The sequence below is a fragment of the Vibrio sp. B1FLJ16 genome (assembly GCF_905175385.1).
GTDB lineage: Bacteria > Pseudomonadota > Gammaproteobacteria > Enterobacterales > Vibrionaceae > Vibrio.
The window spans coordinates 1,406,600-1,426,884 of record NZ_HG992750.1 but is presented as its reverse complement, the minus strand read 5'-3'; the positions used below and the strand labels follow the sequence as shown (position 1 = coordinate 1,426,884).

The 20,285-nt window shown below is 43.3% G+C and carries 18 protein-coding genes, 2 pseudogenes and 1 riboswitch; of the genes and pseudogenes, 8 read left to right on the top strand and 12 right to left on the bottom strand.

Annotated features, from left to right (window positions below; genetic code table 11):
- Positions 1 to 75: 75 nt before the first annotated feature.
- From KHN79_RS20350 to KHN79_RS20340, 3 genes and pseudogenes are all read right to left on the bottom strand, one after another.
- Entirely contained in the window at positions 76 to 1,836 is a 1,761-nt protein-coding gene (locus KHN79_RS20350; protein ID WP_182010881.1) for an ABC transporter ATP-binding protein/permease, read from the bottom strand.
- Between the two features lie 139 nt (positions 1,837 to 1,975).
- Positions 1,976 to 2,687, bottom strand: a pseudogene (locus tag KHN79_RS20345) (lipoate--protein ligase).
- A gap of 169 nt (positions 2,688 to 2,856) precedes the next feature.
- Positions 2,857 to 3,837, bottom strand: coding sequence for a hypothetical protein (locus KHN79_RS20340; RefSeq protein WP_182010883.1), 981 nt, complete (start codon positions 3,835 to 3,837; stop codon positions 2,857 to 2,859).
- Positions 3,838 to 4,501: 664 nt separating this feature from the next.
- Here KHN79_RS20340 and KHN79_RS20335 point away from each other — a divergent pair.
- Positions 4,502 to 4,741 (top strand): YdcH family protein, encoded by a 240-nt coding sequence (locus KHN79_RS20335; protein WP_182010884.1) that lies wholly within the window; start codon positions 4,502 to 4,504, stop codon positions 4,739 to 4,741.
- Between the two features lie 65 nt (positions 4,742 to 4,806).
- Here the strand turns inward: KHN79_RS20335 and KHN79_RS20330 are convergent, their stop codons facing one another.
- Entirely contained in the window at positions 4,807 to 5,460 is a 654-nt protein-coding gene (locus KHN79_RS20330; protein ID WP_182010885.1) for a cupin domain-containing protein, read from the bottom strand.
- 296 nt (positions 5,461 to 5,756) lie between these two features.
- Here KHN79_RS20330 and fabG point away from each other — a divergent pair, with 296 nt between their 5' ends.
- The 4 genes from fabG (at position 5,757) to KHN79_RS20310 (ending at position 11,148) form a co-directional block, all read left to right on the top strand.
- Positions 5,757 to 6,476, top strand: coding sequence for a 3-oxoacyl-ACP reductase FabG (gene fabG / locus KHN79_RS20325; protein ID WP_182010887.1), 720 nt, complete (start codon positions 5,757 to 5,759; stop codon positions 6,474 to 6,476).
- A 259-nt stretch (positions 6,477 to 6,735) separates the two neighbouring features.
- Positions 6,736 to 7,593, top strand: coding sequence for a glutathione-dependent disulfide-bond oxidoreductase (gene yghU, locus KHN79_RS20320; RefSeq protein WP_182010889.1), 858 nt, complete (start codon positions 6,736 to 6,738; stop codon positions 7,591 to 7,593).
- A 704-nt stretch (positions 7,594 to 8,297) separates the two neighbouring features.
- Entirely contained in the window at positions 8,298 to 9,467 is a 1,170-nt protein-coding gene (locus KHN79_RS20315; protein WP_182010891.1) for a D-alanyl-D-alanine carboxypeptidase family protein, read from the top strand.
- Between the two features lie 292 nt (positions 9,468 to 9,759).
- Entirely contained in the window at positions 9,760 to 11,148 is a 1,389-nt protein-coding gene (locus KHN79_RS20310) for a trypsin-like serine protease (protein WP_244812712.1), read from the top strand.
- A 56-nt stretch (positions 11,149 to 11,204) separates the two neighbouring features.
- On the opposite strand, the pseudogene KHN79_RS20305 reads toward KHN79_RS20310, so the two are convergent.
- The 5 genes and pseudogenes from KHN79_RS20305 to KHN79_RS20285 all read right to left on the bottom strand — a co-directional run bounded on the left by KHN79_RS20305 (position 11,205) and on the right by KHN79_RS20285 (position 14,389).
- A pseudogene (locus tag KHN79_RS20305) lies at positions 11,205 to 11,677 on the bottom strand (peroxiredoxin).
- A gap of 334 nt (positions 11,678 to 12,011) precedes the next feature.
- Complete coding sequence (locus tag KHN79_RS20300; RefSeq protein WP_182008902.1) at positions 12,012 to 13,025, bottom strand: adenosine deaminase; 1,014 nt, start codon at positions 13,023 to 13,025, stop codon at positions 12,012 to 12,014.
- A gap of 96 nt (positions 13,026 to 13,121) precedes the next feature.
- A riboswitch (purine riboswitch) is annotated at positions 13,122 to 13,221 on the bottom strand.
- 213 nt (positions 13,222 to 13,434) lie between these two features.
- A complete protein-coding gene (locus KHN79_RS20295; RefSeq protein ID WP_182008903.1) occupies positions 13,435 to 13,575 on the bottom strand; it encodes an adenosine deaminase in 141 nt (46 codons plus the stop codon).
- 50 nt (positions 13,576 to 13,625) lie between these two features.
- The gene (locus KHN79_RS20290) at positions 13,626 to 13,835 is read right to left on the bottom strand and encodes a hypothetical protein (RefSeq protein ID WP_182008904.1); all 210 of its coding nucleotides are present in this window, start codon (positions 13,833 to 13,835) and stop codon (positions 13,626 to 13,628) included.
- A 341-nt stretch (positions 13,836 to 14,176) separates the two neighbouring features.
- On the bottom strand, positions 14,177 to 14,389 hold the full coding sequence (locus KHN79_RS20285; RefSeq protein WP_280519670.1) for a cold-shock protein: 213 nt from the start codon (positions 14,387 to 14,389) through the stop codon (positions 14,177 to 14,179).
- Between the two features lie 472 nt (positions 14,390 to 14,861).
- Here KHN79_RS20285 and KHN79_RS20280 point away from each other — a divergent pair, with 472 nt between their 5' ends.
- A complete protein-coding gene (locus tag KHN79_RS20280; protein WP_182008906.1) occupies positions 14,862 to 15,710 on the top strand; it encodes a pirin family protein in 849 nt (282 codons plus the stop codon).
- A 434-nt stretch (positions 15,711 to 16,144) separates the two neighbouring features.
- Here the strand turns inward: KHN79_RS20280 and KHN79_RS20275 are convergent, their stop codons facing one another.
- Positions 16,145 to 16,993: a patatin family protein gene (locus KHN79_RS20275; RefSeq protein ID WP_182008907.1), complete on the bottom strand. Its 849-nt coding sequence runs from the start codon at positions 16,991 to 16,993 to the stop codon at positions 16,145 to 16,147.
- 202 nt (positions 16,994 to 17,195) lie between these two features.
- On the opposite strand from KHN79_RS20275, the gene dmeF reads away from it, so the two are divergent.
- Both dmeF and KHN79_RS20265 read left to right on the top strand, forming a co-directional pair.
- Positions 17,196 to 18,095: a CDF family Co(II)/Ni(II) efflux transporter DmeF gene (gene dmeF, locus KHN79_RS20270; RefSeq protein ID WP_182009394.1), complete on the top strand. Its 900-nt coding sequence runs from the start codon at positions 17,196 to 17,198 to the stop codon at positions 18,093 to 18,095.
- 3 nt (positions 18,096 to 18,098) lie between these two features.
- Entirely contained in the window at positions 18,099 to 18,515 is a 417-nt protein-coding gene (locus KHN79_RS20265) for a MarR family transcriptional regulator (protein ID WP_182008908.1), read from the top strand.
- A 71-nt stretch (positions 18,516 to 18,586) separates the two neighbouring features.
- Here KHN79_RS20265 and KHN79_RS20260 read toward each other — a convergent pair whose 3' ends face one another.
- Together KHN79_RS20260 and KHN79_RS20255 are read right to left on the bottom strand one after the other, a co-directional pair.
- A complete protein-coding gene (locus KHN79_RS20260; RefSeq protein ID WP_182008909.1) occupies positions 18,587 to 19,018 on the bottom strand; it encodes a YccF domain-containing protein in 432 nt (143 codons plus the stop codon).
- A 225-nt stretch (positions 19,019 to 19,243) separates the two neighbouring features.
- Positions 19,244 to 20,176 carry a Gfo/Idh/MocA family oxidoreductase gene (locus KHN79_RS20255; protein ID WP_182008910.1) on the bottom strand — a complete coding sequence of 311 codons (933 nt, stop codon included), beginning with the start codon at positions 20,174 to 20,176 and terminating at the stop codon, positions 19,244 to 19,246.
- Positions 20,177 to 20,285 lie beyond the last annotated feature (109 nt).

Genomic DNA, 20,285 nt, shown 5'->3' with positions numbered 1-20,285 from the left:
TTTAAAGGAGGCTGATTGCTTTACTCATCCTTACGCCAGTGTTATCTGTTCATCGCTGTGTGAGGACGTAAGTGTTTACTCTAAGTGCTTAAACTGCAAGTTAACCAGCCGCTGATAAAGCTCGCAGCTTTGCATCAGTGACTGGTGGTTACCAATATCGACCAGTGCGCCACCGTCCAGTACTGCTATCTTATCTGCATGTTGAATGGTCGACAGGCGATGAGCAATGATCAGTGTGGTGCGACCTTTCATAAGTCCCTCAAGAGCTTGCTGAACATGGTGTTCACTTTCACTATCCAAGGCGCTGGTGGCTTCATCAAGCAACAGAATCTTCGGGTCCTTAAGAATGGCACGGGCAATGGCAATACGCTGTTTCTGGCCGCCGGATAATCTCACGCCACGTTCGCCTAAAAAGCTGTGATAGCCTTCAGGCAGTTTCTCAATAAACTCATGAGCGTGTGCTTTTTTCGCTGCTTCGATCACTTGCTCGTCCGTTGCTTCCGGGTTACCGTAGCGAATATTGTGGAATACGTCGTGGCTGAACAACGCGGGCTGCTGCGGCACTAGTGCCATCTGGCGGCGAAGATTGTTCGGGGCGAACTGGCGGATATCAACACCTCCAAACAAAACCTGGCCTTGCTGCGGATCGTAAAAACGTTGTAACAGTTCGAAAAGTGTCGTTTTACCAGCACCTGACGGGCCGACCAGCGCCAGTACTTTGCCTTGTTCTGCAGTTAAGTTCAGGTCTTTAATAGCAGGCTGGCCGGGACGCGAAGGATAGTTGAAGTTGACGGATTGAAATCTGATTTCGGCGGGCATCTCTGCGCTTATCGTTAATTGATGGTCTGGCGCACTAATCTCACTTTCCACTTGCAGGATCTCGATCAGTCTTTCGGTTGCACCTGCGGCTCTTTGCAGCTCGCCCAGCACTTCTGAAATGGTAGCTGTGGAAGAGGCGACCATGATGGCGTAAAACACAAACGCAGCCAGATCACCAGCCGACATTTTACCGTGGATGACGTCACTGCCGCCAACCCAGAGCATGCCGGCAATTGCGCTGAATACGATCACAATCACGCCAGAGATTAGAATTGCACGCTGCTTAACTCGTTGTCTTCCAACCTCGTAGGCTTTTTCTACCTCTACGGCAAAGGCGGATTTTTCATACTGCTCGGAACTAAAGCTTTGTACCGTTTTAATATGTTCTATTGCTTCACCGGCATAGCTTCCCATATCTGCCATTGAGTCCTGGCTTTGACGAGACAGGGCACGTACCCGACGTCCATAAAACAAAATAGGTACTAAAACGAATGGTACTGACGCAAGCACAATCAGCGTGAGCTTAAAGTTGGTGGCAAACAACATAATGATGGCACCAATACACATTAAGGCGCTGCGCATTGCCATAGAAAATGAAGAGCCAATAATGCTCTGCAGCAAGGTCGTGTCGGTGGTAAGTCGCGACATAATATCGCCGCTACTGTTGGTTTCAAAGTAACTGGGATGCAGCGAAATGACGTGGTTAAACACTGCAAGACGAATATCGGCGCTGACGCGCTCACCTACAGAAGAGACAAGATAAAAGCGAAAGAAAGTACCAATCGCAATACACAGCGTGATACCGACAATAAACTGAATCGCGCTGGTCAGCTCTTCCAGTGACTGTTGAGCAAACCCTTGATCAATGAGTATGCGCACCCCGTAGCCCACTGACAGAGTCAGGCTCGCGGTTGCTATTAGTGCGACCAGGGCTGCGGTAACGCGCCACTTATAAGGAGCAACAAAGCTGTTTAGCTTAAGCAGAATGCTGAGGTTTTTGTTATTTTTACTGCGCATGAGAGGTTCACAAACTTTTTTGGATATTTGCTATCGTAAGCGACTTTGTCTGATGTAACCAGTGACGAATTGCTTCCGAAGCACATTGATTTTCTGTGTATTAATGTACTTGCCGGGGTAGTTATCCATATCGCTATTTTTATGCAGGTTTAGCGTGTTTCAGAAAGGCACTGCTTAGTTGCTGAAATAGTGAGTCAATAGCCGGTCTTTCACTAATGTGATCGAATAATGGAGTGTGGACATCACCGCGTATATCGTCGCTGTGGCCACAAAGTTGGTTACACAGGTGCACTGGTTCTACGATTTTGTCGACATCAGCATCAATCAGAATACAAGCCTGAGATAAAACAACTTTTCCGCCTCCTTTTTTTTAATAACACGCGCTGCGCGGTACCGACGATTTTTTGTCCCCCGATATTTAAGTTGTAGTCACCATCGCAGTATGAATTGGGCGTTGCGTGTACATCGACCTTCACACCGAGTTGTTCAAAAAAGACGGTTAAGATTGCACATAAATCGAGGTACGCTTTTTTAATGTCATACGGCACGGTATCTGGCCAGGTATAAATATGGGAGAGGTTAATGATTCCAGGTACTTGAGGCACGGGTGCACCACCAGTTTTGCGCGAGAATAACTTCCAGCCTGAGTAGTGCAGAGCGTTCTTGAGATCTTCCGACGCAGACCACTTCTTGCCCGCAGGCAGCACCAGAGTCGGGCTTTTAACTTGCCAAAGCAGAAGAACTTGTGAAAGATGATTGGACTGAACCTGGGCAAGGAGTTCGTCTTCTTTTTCAAAAACATCAGATACTTCAGTCGCAGTATAACGGACGAGCTTATTCTTTGAGGCCAAATTCTGTCTCTCTGTTACTTATGGTGATTAGAGTCTTTTTATCGCAGAAATAAAGAGATTGCTAATTGCCGGCTCACTGTTTAGGTTTTCTCTTGGACAAATAGTTAAAGCAGGCTTATCAGGCCTGCTTTGACTATGGATGACGTAGGTTCAGTACCGGTTGTTCGAACTAATTTACTCCAGCAGTAGCGAGTGCGCTTGAGTCTGCGAATGATAAAGAAAATGACTCAGCAGTATTTAGCGCCCGTGCCGGAAACTCGATACTTAACTGAGAATGTGGGTCCACTTCAGATTCGAGCTGGGTAATGAACTTGCGGGTTTCTCCCGGGGAGATAGTTAAACTCTCTTCTTCCTGAGAAGACAGCTCTGCGATTCCTATGGTCGGCAGGCTATTACCACTCGCATCTTGAATGCTGAGCAGAGATTCGGTTCGGTACGTCAGGCTCCCACTGTCACTACGATAGGCTTTAAAGGTATTGAACTCGGGTTCCACCGCACCTTCTGCAGCAACATTAGTGACCGAGAAGGTAAGATGAGAGCCATCGAACTCTTCAACTTTTACCAGTACGTTGTCGCTTTGATAACTAGCTATTGCCGTTGCTTCGTTTTCATTATTTTCTTCATCTGGTTTGACTGCCATAGCGTATGACTGATCAACCATCGCGATTAGAGCGGGAATTGAATAGAGAACCAGACCTTCGACATGGTCGAAGTCTATTTTCGCCGCTTCAGTAAGCTCATGAGTCGAAAACTGACAATACCCGTCAAGTACACCAACAAAAGCCAGTTCAAGTGTACTTTGTAATCGTTCGGCTTCCTGAGCTGCCTGTTCTAAATTAGCTCGAACTGCCTTTATCTCTTCTGGAGTTTGCTTTGGAAGAGAACCATTTGGTGATACGTCATTGGAAACTGACACGAGCTCTTCGGTTACAAACGGATTGTTTTGTGTCGGAATTACTGTGGTGATGTGATTGGATATGGTGATGTCTTTGCCGAGCAAACTTACCATCTTATCTGATACGGACGTTCGGTTAGTGGCCAGTATATTGTCGCAGTTTGGAGCTGCCGCGTTGGTGTAGAAAGTGGGAACATAAAAGCATACGACGGACAAGCTTGTAGTGACGAGTCTTCTTAGTATTCGAGTGTTCATCCTGATACCCCCTAGTATCTCAGTACGATTGATATCATTGCCCAATCAGCATGATTACCATCGCAACTTTCAGAATGGTTGTGACCAACTCTTAGTAGCTGACTACATCGTTGTACTTACTTCTGTGGTGCCGACACTTTTAATCACTCTATTCCACTGCCTGTAAACGTCTGAAATAGAGAAGATATGCTACACAGTTGATGCGTTTTTATGAAAGATAGACGTTAGTTTGATAGCCAGCAATATGTGATTTATCTCAAACTCTCAGTTGCATATAGAAGGGCAATATAAAACAGTCACTTACCGTAGAATACTGATTTGATGGAAAAATAATTTTTTTACAAGGGAACTTTTTCTAGGCTGTTTTTTACCTGAGAGTTTGTGTAGACCAGTGATAAACCCCGCTTAATTACAGATACCATGCTCTGGATTTAGTAAGTCAGTTGAATACTCGGATATGAATATTTGCATTAGTGATAATGGACTGTCACTGGTAGTTCGTTCGACTGCTAGGATTGCAAAAGTGTGCTCTATTCTGTGATGCCTTTATTCATCAAGTGCTATGGTTATTAAGGTCTGTTGATCTCGAAAGGTCAGCAGATTCTAGTACGCCGCTTGAAAAGTGAGCAAAACATATACATCAACAGTCCAACAAGAGGTTTATATGTTAGGAGAAAATCACTCATTAACTCATGAATTCCCAGAGCATTTGGATACTATCGCTCAGCTTGCTGAACGCGATTCATCATTTGCAGAGAATGTTCGCAACTACAATGCATTAGATAAAGAAATTCGCGTTTTGGAACTACAGGGAAGCCCCATTGATGATCGTGAAATGAATGTACTGAAACTGAATCGTGCTGAGCTGAAAGACTGGCTGCATACCAGGATTATGGGTGCATGACCGACTGATGAGTATCGGCTCGCATCTTGGGATGAGAGCCGCTTTCCTCTCTTAATTCTGCTGGCTTAAACCACAGGTAAGTGTCCGGTTTTAACCCAGATGATGGTCTCTTCTTGTACAAATGGAAAATGCTCACTGGCATGTGGATTCCGCAGCCAGGTATGCTTAGGGTAGGTTCCGAACTCATCATTAAACTCACCCGACAAAACAAATATCTCTTCTCCACCAAAGTGTCGGTGTGGCTGAAAGCGTTCGCCTTTTGGCCATTTTACCAACGCTACGTGTTCGTGCTTATATTCATGCAAAGGCATGACTTCAAGTCCTCCGATGCCAGGCAGCCATTCTGGTGAGTTTGTATCGATTCGGACAGTGGCGAGATCTTCTGGATCAAACTGGTTAAGTTTTACCAGAATAACACAACCCTCTTTGCTGAAAGGCGCATGGTGACTGCCCGGAGGGTTTCGAATATAAGTGCCGGCTGGATAATCGCCGTTTTCATCAGAAAATACGCCTTCAAGTACGAAAATCTCTTCACCATATGGGTGATAATGAGTAGAAAAACGTGATCCAGCTTCATATTTTACAATGCTAGTTGTGTGCCCGGATTCTTTCGCTTCTCGTTCTAATGGCTTACGCCAAACTCCTGACGCCGGGCTGGCAATCCACTCTTGCTGAGTTGTATTAACGACAACTCTTTGCGCAAAATTCATATTCAACATACTGAAATTACGAAACCTATTTTTAGCTGACTTTGATTTTATTGTACGCCTAATAAGCCTGAAGGGGGTTAAAGTATTTGGACCGAGCATATGTGAATCTATTGAACTATAGCGGTTATGATAAGGCTGGCTCGGCAAACTCTTGCTTATTTGTATCGAATTGCTCACGTTTCAAACGCAAAATCTATCTATAGTTCTATAAGCATCGCTAAGGCGTGTTAGAACGAGAAGCGAAAGAGGATATGAAAAATAGCGGTTAAAGCGCTGTATATTCTCTACAGAGAAGGATTATCAAGATGAAAAATGACAAAGTAGCCGTTGTCACTGGTGCGGCGCGCGGTATTGGCCGAGCAATTTGTGAGCAACTACTGGAAGATGGCTTTAGCGTCATCGGGTTAGATATTTCGCCAGTCGAGTGGGGGCAATCAGATCAACTTTCAAGTTATCAGGTTAATTTGTGTGACCATAATGGTGTCGGTGAAGTGGTAGACAGTATCATCAGTAAACATCACCGCATTGATGTATTAGTGAATAATGCAGGTATCACAAGAGATGCACTTCTGCAGGATATGCTTGAGAAGGACTGGGACAGTGTCATTGATGTCAACCTTAAAGCGGTATTTCTACTCACTCAAAGCGTTGCTCCAGTCATGTTAAATCAAGGGTCTGGCAGTATCATTAATATCTCCTCAATTGTTGGTACGGACGGGAATATTGGTCAAAGTAATTACGCTGCAAGTAAAGGTGGTGTGATCTCAATGAGTAAAGGCTGGGCGAAAGAACTAGCCCGTAAAGGTGCGCAGATTCGTGTGAATTGTGTCGCTCCCGGCTTTATTGCTACCGATATGACGAAAGACCTGCCGGAAAAAGTGATCACAATGATGGAAGGAAAAACACCATTGGGACGAATGGGCTCGGTTAGAGACATTGCAAATGGTGTTGCGTTTTTAGCATCAGATAAGAGTGAGTTCATAACAGGACAAGTCCTGAAAATTGATGGCGGATTAGTCTTGTAATACTTCTTCACCGCCCCATCCCTCTTTTGGGGCGGTTTTTCATTCCGGAAATTTTATTCTGCTCACTTATAGCGTGAAAGAAACTTCCATAACCAAAGGTTCTAATCAAACTGGTAACTGGGGTTTTTATTTCTCTTCTTCGGCCTAATATTCTGATTATGGTTGGGTAATTTATATAACCAAATGACTTCAAAATGCAGGTAATTTGGGTATGTGTGTTACTCAGGTATTTGATTAGGATAAGGAAGAAAGAATAACAATGGCAAACGAATATATTCCACCAAAAGTTTGGACGAACGACAGTGAAAATGGCGGCCAATGGGCGAGTATTAACCGACCAGATTCGGGAGCACGCCACGAGCAAGAGCTTCCAGTCGGTGAACATCCATTCCAGCTCTATTCAATGGGCACGCCGAATGGCCAAAAGGTCACTATCATGTTTGAAGAGCTTTTAGCTGCTGGTGTTAAAGAAGCGGAATACGATGCTTATCTGATTAAGATTGGTGACGGAGACCAATTTGGCTCTGGCTTTGTTGAGGTAAATCCAAATTCAAAAATTCCTGCGTTAGTGGACCGCTCAGGTGAAGCGCCGGTCAATGTTTTTGAATCGGGTAACATCCTGTTTTATTTGGCAGAAAAGTTTGGTTTGTTTTTACCTAAAGCGGGAGCAAAGCGTGCTGAAGTGATGAACTGGCTATTTTGGCTTCAGGGTTCAGCGCCATATCTGGGTGGAGGCTTTGGTCATTTCTATGCCTATGCGCCAGAGAAATTTGAGTATCCTATTAACCGCTTTACGATGGAAGCGAAACGTCAGTTGGACGTACTGGATAAGCGCTTAGCTAAGAATGAGTTTTTAGGTGGGGAAGAATACAGCATCGCGGATATCGCGACTTGGCCGTGGTATGGCAACCTTGTTCTGGGACGAGCTTACGATGCGGCTGAATTTTTAGATGTAAGCAGCTACAAACATGTTGTGCGATGGGCAAAAGCGATTGATGAGCGTGAAGCGGTCAAACGTGGTCGAATCGTTAACCGTTCATGGGGTGAAGACGGGGAGTTCCTTGCTGAACGTCATAGTGCTCAGGACATCGACGATGTTCTAAAACTAAAACCTTAGTTATCATTCCGCGCACCATACTTTGGTGCGCGCTTTCTATGTTCTTAGACCAGTAAAATGGTTTTTCTTCTTTAAAATTAATTTTATTATATTTATTAAATGTTTGTTGATGCTGAACTCTAAGGGATGCTAGCAATTTAATTTATTACATGTCTGTAAATAAATTTTCAGTAATGTATAAATTTCATTATGGTTAGAAATAAATAAAATTAATGTTTGGTGCTATATTTTTGTTTTTTATCTAATCCTTATTAAGTAAGCTTGGTATATTTGCTTGCTTTGAATTTTGTCCAGATTACTATTGACCTGAATCTAACAATATAAAGCCTGAGCGAAGTAACATGGCAAACATTGGAAATCATGAATATTCGGTTTTCATTACCCCTTAGTTTTCAGTTCAATATTGCATGAACTGACTTATCCTTAAGTCCGCATAAGTGTTTTAGAACCTGCCTGTATGCGGACATTTTTTTTATTTCTCTATGATTAATTAACTACTGCGCAACTTTTTGTTAAATATTTATTTAATATATTTAGCACGCTTTTAATACTGACTAGATCCTCAAACCTATTTCTTCTCGAAAAATATGTAATAAAAGTAACCATTGGTAACATTGCTACTGTAACTGAGCCGAGTTTCAATATACTCGATACCTATAGCATCTAATGGATAGAAACCGATTGTTACTAAGGTCAGTGTCATAATGAGAAAAAATATTATATTCCAACTTCCCATTCTTACGGGTTTCGCTGCGTTCTCTGCTTTGTCTTTTGCTGCTCCAACTGTTGTCCCGAATGCACCTGTACTGAGTTCTAAAGGGTATGTCCTGATGGATTATCATACCGGCACAGTATTGGTAGAACGGGAAGCAGATAAACGTTTAAATCCGGCTAGTTTAACTAAGTTAATGACGGCCTATGTTGCAGGCAGAGAAGTTAATGCTGGGAATATCAGCCTTGATGATGAGGTAGTAATCAGCCGTAATGCCTGGGCTAAGAATTTTCCTGACTCCTCTAAGATGTTCATCGAAGTGAATAAATCGGTCTCATTGTCTGATCTCTATCGAGGGTTAGTGGTTCAGTCTGGCAACGATGCCAGTGTTGCAATTGCAGAACATGTTGCAGGTAGTGAGTCGGGATTTGTGAACCTCATGAACGGTTGGGCAAAACAGCTGGGCTTAACCAATAGCGCTTTTACGAACCCGCATGGATTAGATAGCGAAGGCCTGTACTCTACACCACACGATATCGCCAAGCTGGGACAAGCAATTATTCGTGATTTACCTGACATCTACCCTATGTACAGCGAAACCTCGTTTACCTACAACGGCATAACGCAATATAACCGCAATGGTCTTCTTCGTGATCGCAGCTTGAAGGTCGATGGCATGAAAACAGGATATACAAGCGGTGCGGGTTATAGCCTTGCGACGTCGGCAACCAGTGGTGACATGCGCCTGATTGCGGTCGTGATGGGTGCGAAAAGTGCGAGTGCACGTGAAGCGGAAAGTAAACAGTTGTTGAGCTATGGTTTCCGATTCTATGACACTGTTATGCCGGTAACATCAGGCCAAGATATTGCGACTGCTCGTGTCTGGATGGGCAGCACTGACAATCTGAAAGTAGGGGTTAATCGCGATGTTTTTCTTACGTTACCAAAGGGCGATGTAAACAAGCTGAACGCTGAAATTGAGTACACAGGTGATTTGATCGCGCCGATAGATAAAGGCCAGATTGTCGGCAAGGTCGTGTACAAAGTGGATGGCGACACAGTAAAAGAGACCGAGTTAGTAGCGCTAAATGTGGTAGAGAAAGGGGGACTCTTCAAGCAACTAACAGACTGGTTTAAGCGTCTGGTCGCGAGTTGGTTTTAGAACTAAGGATCGAACTTCATAAGTGAAAAGTCATTAAACTGGTTTTCAAATAGTTACCGTACTCTATGTCACAAATTAGCATTAGAGAGTGATCATTTGGTAAAACTTTAGAATTAAATCTCATATTTCTTTTTTTACAACATAAGTCTCAGATAATGTTGGAATTAGTATCTACAATTTGTGCAAGTAGTTGCTTGAGCGTAAAAGTGCATAAGTGGAGTAAGTCTTTTTAACTCAGCCAACTGTGTTCAGCTATGGAAGGAAGAATATGAGAAAGAAATGGACACCGCTCTTGGCCTCATTTTTAGTGAGTTCACCCATTTATGCGATTGTTGTTAATGATGATTATGTTCCAGTTTTGCAAGAAACTTTTGAAAGTGAATACTCTTTTTTAGCGTCGGTACGAGCCAGTGTTTTCGCTGAGGACCATGCTTGTGGAGCGACGATTGTAGGCAAGCGCTGGGTAATGACAGCAGCTCACTGTTTAGTCGCATCAAATGCCAGCCTGGAAGATAGCAGTGAAAATGCCGATGTTTTTACGCTATATGATGTGGCTAAACCTAAAGAAATATCAATAACGGTTGGTAAGTCGGACTTGTCTTTAGTTGAGATCAGTGACATTTATAAAGTAACTCATGTAGTTATACATCCAGACTATTATCCTGAGCAGTCTGTCACCACAATTGACACTACAGACACTACAGACACTACAGACACTACAGACACTACAGACACTACAGACACTACAGACACTTCAGCTGAAACTGAACTGACGGTACTTAAATCAACGGCTTATCAGAATGATATTGCTTTACTCTATGTTGAACGCGATTTTCCGGAAGAATTTGTGGGAGTGGTAACACTGGGTGATTCTAGTAGTGATACTGCTTTATCTTATTTAGAGGGTGAATGGAATTCTGCGGAGCCAGTTCCAAATGTAAAAGTAGCAGGTTGGGGGACGGGTGGTGACTCAGATCCCGAAATGGGCAGTAGTACAACTGACTTTAGAGAAACGGACGTTTCTTACTATCCGATTTCGCTATGTTACGAGCGCCTGGAGTCGGCAGAAGAGCTGCCAATTTACATTGAGTCTCCGTTAGATCCGCAAAAGCTATGTACCTTACCTACAGAGATTATACGCCCCACACTTGAAGAAGAGCCTATAGAGGAAGAAACAGGTGGGGATGATACACTATACGGTAACGGTGCGTGTTTAGGAGACACCGGAGGCCCTCTATTGTTACGTAACGTTGATGACCTTACCTTCACGCAAGTAGGTATTATCAGTGCGGGTCCTATTATTAACAGCGTATGTAGCTCTGTAACCCTACCTACCTGGTATACCAATGTCTCGTATTACAGAGACTGGATTGACTCGTATATTAATAGCGAAGAACCGCCTGAACTGGTCATTTCAAAGCCTGATTTCTTAATGGTTGAGGAAGAGGCTACTGAAAGCGAGGATGAGACTGTAACTGAAGATAGTGTTGAGGCTGACTCGGATACAGACGACGTTGAGGTGAGTGACGACGGACAGTGTGAAACTAGTATCGATGGGCAGTACGTTATTTTTGGTTGTGATGATGAAGAAAACAGTAGTGGCGGCTCTCTAGGGCATATTCACTTGTTGTTACTAACCCTGCTTTTAGCAATAACCAGAAGAAAACCTTTTGGCAGATAAAACCTAATAACAATAATCATCGCCCCGGCATATGCTGGGGCGATGCTTTTATGTACTTAAAGTGCAGCCAGGATAGTTTCTGCGTTACTTACTTCGAACTCTCCCGCTGCTTCAACGTTCAGTGTTGTCACCACGCCGTTATCAATGATCATTGCGTAGCGTTGAGAACGAATGCCACCAAAAGCGCCGGTATCCATTTCCAGGCCAAGTGCTTTAGTGAAGCTCGCATCACCATCACCTAGCATCTTAATCTCAGAGGCATTTTGAGCTTCGCCCCATGCGTGCATAACAAACGCGTCATTCGTTGCGATACATGCGATAAGATCAACGCCTTTCGCTTTTAGTTGGTCAGCCAGGACTACGTAGCCTGGTAAGTGTGCTTCTGAACACGTTGGGGTAAATGCACCCGGTACGGCGAACAACACTACTTTTTTATTCGCAAATAGTTCCGTTACGTCGTGATTTACCATCCATCGGCAGTTAGCTCACTGACAGTTGCAGAAGGTAGTGTTTGACCTTGTTGAATCATGATTGTCTTCCTTTTGTGATTCGTTATCTAATCTAATCTAAGTCAGTCTAGCGCTTAAGTTCTACATTAACCACAGAAGGTTTGTAGGGGTATAGGCAAGTAGACGGGATTGCTGAATTTATACCAATCTAAATAAGTACTTGAGCATTCTTGCTGGTTAAAACCGCTGATAGCTATGTTATAGATTTTGCAATTAGAGTAACTAGTTACAGCAATCTATGCCTTGCTCTAAGCGATTTTTCCTGCGCAATACATTGACCATTTACTTATCCAGATTGGTATTACTTTTAAAAAATCTCAGAAATTATCTGGCTATAGAGAAAAGCTTTCTTCGCTATGGCGCCGAGTGTCGGTCAACGTATCGTTGTACTTGTGAACGATAATTTGCCTTCATTGCTTCATCGATAAAACTTGCTTCTATAGCGTTGAGCGTGAATTTAGCTAGCTCTTCGTAGCTCATGGGATGAGCTTGATTCACAGCTAGGAAATTATCCGTCATGTAACCGCCAAAATAGGCAGGGTCATCTGAGTTGATCGTTACGGCAACGCCTTTACGAAGCAGATCTACGACGTTGTGATGTTTCATGTTTTCAAAGACACACAGTTTAATATTTGACAGCGGGCAGACAGTAAGCGGCATTCGGCTTTCAATCAGAGACGCAACTAACGCTTCATCTTCAACACAGCGAACCCCATGATCAACACGGCTCACTTCCAGCATCTCGATTGCATCGGAAATATTTTGCGCAGGACCTTCTTCTCCGGCGTGTGCAACCGTCAGTAACCCAGCCTCTTTGGCTTGTTGAAATACGTGAATAAACTTAGCTGGCGGGTTCCCTTTCTCTGAAGAATCGAGTCCGACGCCTATGATTTTGTCTTTATGTTTGAGGACAGACTGCAGCGTTTCAAATGCACTCTCTTCAGAAAGATGACGAAGGAAGCAGGCAATGATTTGCGAAGTTATGCCTAGCTGTTCACATCCATAATCCAGAGCTCGCGTAATTCCGTTAATAACGGTATCAAAATCAATTCCGCGATCGGTATGTGTCTGAGGATCGAAAAAGATTTCTGTGTGGATGACATTGTCAGCTTTACAGCGTTCTAAGTATTCCCAGGTAAGGTCGTAAAAGTCTTGTTCTGTGCGTAACGCATCTGCGCCCTGATAGTAGAGGTCGAGAAAAGACTGTAAATCTTCAAACTGGTATGCGTCTCGTAGCTCACTTGGTGATGAATAAGGAATGTCGATTCCATTTCGTTTTGCCAGCTTAAACATAAGCTCTGGTTCAAGTGAACCTTCGATGTGTAAGTGTAATTCTACTTTGGGAAGCCCCTGAATAAATGCGTTCATATTCCACCTTTTGTGTATTATGGATGCAGTTACTCTAAGAATAGGTATAGATAGAAATAAGTCGAACGCTACTACATATTACAAAGAGTAAGATACACCGTGATCTCAACTCTTCGTAATCAGCACTTTGCGGGAGCTGGTAGAGACCCCCAAACCATATCATTGGGGTTATACGAAGCAAACGGTTGCGATTATACGTAAAAATATCAATTTGACTAGAGCAGTTTTGGGTTGCGCTATTAAGTCCGATTATTTAAAGCTGATTATCTGATGGAAATATGTGACAGGGGAGGGGCGATTTTCGTAGAAGTTATATGGAGTAGCTGTGTAACAGCTCAAGTTCATGTAAGTGAAAGGCAGGTGGCATTACCTAACACATGAACATGAAGAAAGCAGATAGGGAAGAGTATTATAGGTCGAATAATTTATCGAACTCTCTTTGTTCCATAATATCTTCGATTCGGCGTCGGGTTTTTTGTTTTTCTGCTGTATTATTTTGTTCAGCTTCTTTCTTATCTTTTTCTATCTGTTTTTTACTTTTCCTGGCCATCGGTTACTTCTCCAAAGTAATCATTAATAGTGTCAGTTTATCGAGTGAGACTATTTGACAATAAAACTACCTAATTTTGCTCCCGACTCACTCATGATCGTACCCTCACAGGAACATTCACAATAGGTAAAGTCTATAAAAATACTAGTAGACTGAAGTTTAGGTAAAATATGTCGCCTTAAAATATCTCCATTAAGCTGGTGTATTCTGGCGTTCCAGGTGGTTTGAGGTTGTTCTAAATTAAATTCTATTTCTAACATTTATTCTCCTGTTTGTTGACGATTTTTTCTTTGTTAAGTAGTTGATACCAATGTTTTTGGCGGCTAGTTCTTCTAGAGGACATAGCGTTTCCTTTTGAGTATTTTAAATAAAAGGTACTGAAAAATTTATTTTAGACAGTACGGAGCTAAGCCTAAGTAAGGCTAAAAATATACCGAAATAACCTGGGATGTGTGTTTTAAGCTCATCGAGAATGACTGGATTTTTAGACGCGAATAAGCTCTGAATCGCGCACCCGAAGTCACTTGGGTATAGTTCTGGAGGTGTTTTGAAGGAGAGAAATTTGGTGCAGCACGTATATGCTGCACCAAGAAAAGCAGTCTTATAGAGGCGTTACTTCAGTTGCCTGAGGACCTTTTTGGCCTTGCTCTACGTTGAAGCTTACTTTCTGACCTTCAGTCAGAGTTTTGAAACCGTCAGCAACAATAGCGTTGAAGTGTACGAATACATCTTGGCCGCCGTTGTCTTGAGATAGGAAACCGAAGCCTTTAGTTTCGTTGAACCATTTTACTGAACCAGTTACTTTAGACATAATAATACCTTTGACTTAAACATTTAAATTATGAGTTATAGTGGATCTTTTTTAAGCTATTGAATGTTCAATCAAGCGGAAGTTGTACGCAGGAGTCTGAATAGAGATTCAAGATTTTACTGAGAAGGAACTTAAACTAAATGTTGCATTAACAGCTCTCTTTTAAGAGCCAGAGCTCACTATACACCTTGTTTACGAAATAGCTACCTTTATTTTCAAACTATTCCAGATATTTTTCTCAACAATAAACAAAAACCTGGCCACTCATCTGAATGAGTAGCGAGCAATCGGTCTTTTAGGCACGTAGTAATAAGCGAGTACTTTTCGAAATAATCAGTCCGTTGTTCGAAAAATTTGAACGAATAGCTCAACTGCTTCTGGTCTTTAATTTTTTTCTTCAAACTACAATATGCTCATGTCGATAGCCGACAGACCTCTTTCAGGTCTGGTTAACGGGCGCACGAGGAGTAATGTCATGAGCACAGTAAGAGAAATTCGCCAGCTAATTCCATCTCAGCCGACTGCAGATGGTGACGGCGTTAAAATTCGCCGGGTTGCGGGCTTTAATAATGCAAGTTTTTCACCATTTTTGATGATGGATGAGCTGAAATCCGACGACCATGCAGATTATGTTGGCGGCTTTCCTCCTCATCCACACCGTGGCATTGAAACACTCACTTATATGCTGAAGGGGCACTTTCAGCATCGCGATCATATGAACAATGTTGGTGAACTCCGCTCTGGAGGTGCTCAATGGATGGCAGCCGGACGCGGTGTGATTCATAGTGAGATGCCAATCATGCAAGACGGTACGCTGCACGGCTTTCAGATTTGGATTAATCAGCCAGCAAAAGACAAAATGCAGCCAGCCCAATACCATGATTTTCAGCCAGAAACGATCACAGAATTAGATGACAAAGAGGCTGGATTAGTACGTATCATTGCCGGGGAACTTAACTTCAATGGCAATCAGGCTGCGGGGCCGCTGACCAAAACTGGTGTTAAAGCTACGGTTGCTGACTGGCGACCAAATGCGGGGGCAACGATTGAACTTGTGATAGAGCCAAGCCACAATATGATGTTATATGTTTATCAAGGCTTGGTTGAGACACCGGGACGGGCGATAAAACAAGGTGAAATGGCGCTTTTGTCTAAGGGAGAGTTGGCAACCCTGACCGCGAATGAGCAAAGCGGCGTGTTACTTTTCATTGGTGAACCAATTAACGAACCTGTTGTTCATTATGGCCCATTTGTCATGAATAGCATTGAAGAAATTGAACAAGCAATCCAAGACTATAACGCTGGGCTGTTTGAGACTTATTAGGCGTATATACCCAAGTAACCTCAAGAAGCTCGGTTCAGCGAGAATGATTTGGCTTCGAGGCGAGGCAATGATTTGATGGTCTAGTCGTTCTAAATCAAAAATCGTTAACGAAGTATGTAAGCCAAAGCAACTCGCCCTTCGGGAGCGTGTCACTGACACAACTTCATCGTCAAACAACTTGGAAATAGCCAGCTATTACACTGCGTCGTTTTCCTTGAGCTTGAATCAGTGACAACGCTCTGAATCCTGCATCTTGAAGTCACTTGGGTATATTGATTTGAAAATTTTGAGCCCGACTGTTGGGCTCACTCGAAAGCAAATACGATAATCCACTGCCATCGAATTTGCGTTAGCCACACGGTCATACCAATCTAAACAAGTATTTATACTTATCCAGATTGGTATTAGATGTGGCTTTTTTTGATCTTACTTATTTAAAGATTTTCCCAGCGAGTTATCGCTTCTTTTCCTGCTTCAATACCAAGTTCATACGCAGCACGTAACGGCTCTGGCGAACGGCTTAAGCGTTTAAGCTTGAATGTCTCAGGTGGACAAACTTGAATGACGTCTATCCCTTCGGGTGGGTTATTAATCACCGATAACGCTTGGTTGTAGCGAAGATCCCTTGTCAGCATAGGTTGAATAAGGGCTGGTGTATCTCTTAGCATTCTTTTTGTAATGGAGTTGAATTTGGTTTTTGACTTGCGATAACTAGCAGGGCGGCTTCGTAGTACCATTATTTTGGTTGCGCCGCGTTTAATGGCTTCCTCAACTGGAATTGCATCCGCAACACCACCATCGACATATCGATTACCATTAAGTGGCACACCTTTACGATATAGAATCGGAACTGCACTGCTGGCTTTCATGGTTTCGGCAAGCAATTCAACATCCGGCGTGAGGTATTCAGCCTGACCTGTATCTTGGCGGGTTACGCCTAAAAAGAAAGGTCTTGGATCAGCTTGTAGCACCTCTTTATCAATACCGAGGTCTTTGAGTGTGATTTTCCACATCCAGTCAAGATCCATCATATCTCCGCCGAGAAACAGACGACTAGGCGTAATAAACTCTTTGCGCAGGCTGTAATCGAGATAGATTTTCAGGTTTCTTCCCGGCATGTTTGCCAGATAGGCAGCTAAGTTGCTGGCACCTGCTGACACGCCCCAAAAGCTGTCGAACGGAGAGAAGTTTTGCGCCAAAAAGTGGTCAAGTATTCCACAAGAAAAGACGCCGCGCATTGCTCCGCCTTCGACTATCAGAGCCCGAGTACCTACTTTTTCCATCGTTATATACCATTACTTTTTGGACAGATTAGACGACCCATAGCTTAACGTATCAAAAGAGGATTCCCAAATTACTCTCTAAGGCCTGAACTTAAAAAATTGAAATTACGTAGAATGTTGACAATGTTTGATTATCAAACTAAATTTATATCAAATATTTTGATTATCAAACAAATTTGAGTTCAGGATGAAAGATCAGGCAATGGCAATCTCACAGCATACCCATGACTTTGTATCGCACAATCATAAAGGCGAAAAGCGAACCTTCTACGTACTTGTTCTCACACTCATTACCATGATAGTGGAGATCAGTGCCGGGACTCTGTTCGGCTCGATGGCTTTGCTGGCAGATGGCTGGCACATGGGCACCCATGCTGCTGCGTTTTGCATCACGTTGTTTGCCTACCGCTATGCTAAGCAGCATGCGAACAGTGAACGATTTTCTTTTGGTACGGGGAAAGTAAGCGTTCTGGGTGGCTTCACCAGTGCTATTGCACTCGGTATCGTCGCGCTGATGATGGTAGTTGAATCCGTGCACCGTTTATTCAATCCGGAGGTCATCCGATTTAATGAAGCGATATTGGTCGCCGTAATCGGCTTGGTAGTTAACTTGGCGAGTATGTTGCTGTTAAAAGATCAGCACCATCATGGACACGATCATCATCACGGAGAGCACCATGACCATCATCATGATCATAACCTTGCCGCTGCGTACTTTCATGTTCTCGCTGATACGTTGACGTCACTGCTTGCTATCGTTGCGCTAATCGTTGGTAAGTTTTACGGTTGGATTTGGCTAGATGCCGTTATGGGGATAGTTGGTGCGCTAGTTATTGGTAAATGGACGCTGGGTTTAATGAAGCAAACGGCACCAGTGTTGTTGGATGAAAGTATCGATAAACAATACCGGGAAGATATCCAAGCAGTGCTGGAACCTTATGCAGAAGTCGTGGATCTACATGTGTGGAAAATCAGTGGTCATCACTACTCAGCTGCAATTGCGGTAAATAATCATAGCGACAAAACGCTAAGTGACTTTAAACAATTACTGAGTATGTTTGATAAGATTCATCACCTTACTCTCGAAGTGCAAAACGACTAAACGATGAGCGAATTAGAAAAACTGAATCAAATGCTGACCGAGTTCTACGACAAAATGTCGTCGTGGGAACAGTCAGTGGTTAAAGAAACGGGCTACTCATTAGCGCAGGTTCACACCATAGAGGTGTTAGGTAGCCATGGGGCTTTACGCATGAAAGAGCTGGCAGAAAAGCTTGGGATAACAACAGGGACATTAACTGTCCAAATTGAAAAACTGGTGAATGCGAGTTTAATCGAACGCTGCGCTCATCCTGAGGACAGACGGGCTATAGTGGTTAAGTTAACGCCTGAAGGGGAAGTTATCCATCGGCACCACAATCAGCTGCATCTTGATTTGGTCCGAGATTTGACCCGTCACATCGAGCCGGATCAGCAATCCGTTTTTCTCACCTGTCTGGAGAGGATGAATCGCGAGTTCTGACTTTTTATTACAGGTTTACTTGTATCGGGAAGTTACCCTCTGAGATCGATCCCTCAGAGGGCATACAAATATTATCGATGAGTGTTGAAGCGAGCCATGGCAGCTTGTTCTTTCGGAACAACAGTTTTCCCGATTGGAGCTAGGGAGATAACTGCAAGCTTTAAGTGTTGAAGTGCAAACGGAATACCAATGATGGTAACAAAGCACGCTACAGCAGAAACAAGATGACCGATTGCCAGCCAGATACCTGCAAACACAAACCAGATTATATTACCGATTACACCAAGCGGGCTGGTACCTATGTCCATCTCATTAGTCAATGTATCACGTGAAATGGCTTCTTTTCCGAATGGGAAGAACGAAAAATTACCCATAACGAAACAGGCGCGCCCCCAAGGAATACCGATGATGCTGATAAAGGCAAGGATGCCAAAAAACCACCACAGCAATCCCATAAATACGCCACCCAACACAAACCAGATGATGTTGCCCAGAGTTCTCATTCTATTTCCTATTTCTAATCGTCGATGTTAAACGAGTTCATGCCACTTTAAGTAACCTCGATTGAACCCAATTACTTCAATATCAGTATCTCACATGAATCTTAACAGAGTATGAATAAGATGCATGGGCCAAAACTGAGACGGGTATTTGGCTGTTATCGATAGAGTTAGTACTCACCACTAAGTGCAGTTCAATCGCTTATAACCGTGTGTTTTCTAATTCTGTTAGCGTAATGAGGCTTGTTCGATTCGTCGACAGATAGCCTCTGCAAGTTGGTGGCTGGCGATGTTTCTCTCCACGATACCAGACGCCATTTTTCCGCTTTCAATGACCTCAAACCAATCCAGAAGCATGTTATGGAAACCTTTACTACTCAGCATAGGCGTCCAGTCTTTCAGACTTAGCTTTTGTTCTTGATTCTCATGCCAAAGCTTACCTTCAGTAAACGAGTCGAACTCGAAGACTTTATTGGAATAACAAGCCTGGACTCGTTCTGTGGTGATACCAAAATGGCGATTCATAGACGCATGTAGCAGTGTTTCATTATGCTGCCATTGCACATCGAGTCGAGCTAGCTTTGCACCATCGAATTGCTGGGTGATGTAAATATCTTTTAAATCACTTTTGGCAACTATATTGACGCTGTCTAACGGATGAATGAAATCATCAAAAATAAAAGTACGAATATCGCCGGGAAGGTTATGCCGATTCTTTTCCCAACGGAGTGATTTTAAACCGCTGATATCTCCCTGTTGTGCGCCTTGCATGTGATGGTTGTAAAGCGGTATGTGGCGGCGATTGAAGCCAACATAAAGGGGCTGAGCTGTCTGAGCCGATATTTCATAAAGCTTTTCAACTTGTTCTGCGTTATCCGCCAGAGGCTTATCAACAAAGGTAGGAACACCTTGCTTTAAAAAGTATTGTGCAATCTGAAAGTGAACGCTCGTTGCTGCGTGTATCATGACGGCATCGACACCAAAGCTCATGAGCTGTTTGTAGTCGATGCAAGTTTCGGCTATTCGGTACTGCTGAGCCAGAGAGGCTAGAGTGTTCGCGTTTCTGGTGCAAAATACCAGGTCTATATTTGGAAGCTGAGTAATAACCGGAAGGTATGCCTTTTGCGCAATATCGCCCAAGCCGATGATGCCAATTTTCATCTGGGTTCTTCTCTTTCAATTTGTTAGACAGCGATTATAACAATCGAGACAGAACTAGTTTGCATAGCTCGTCATAAAAAGCCTGACTCAAAATTTGTGGTCAGGCTAA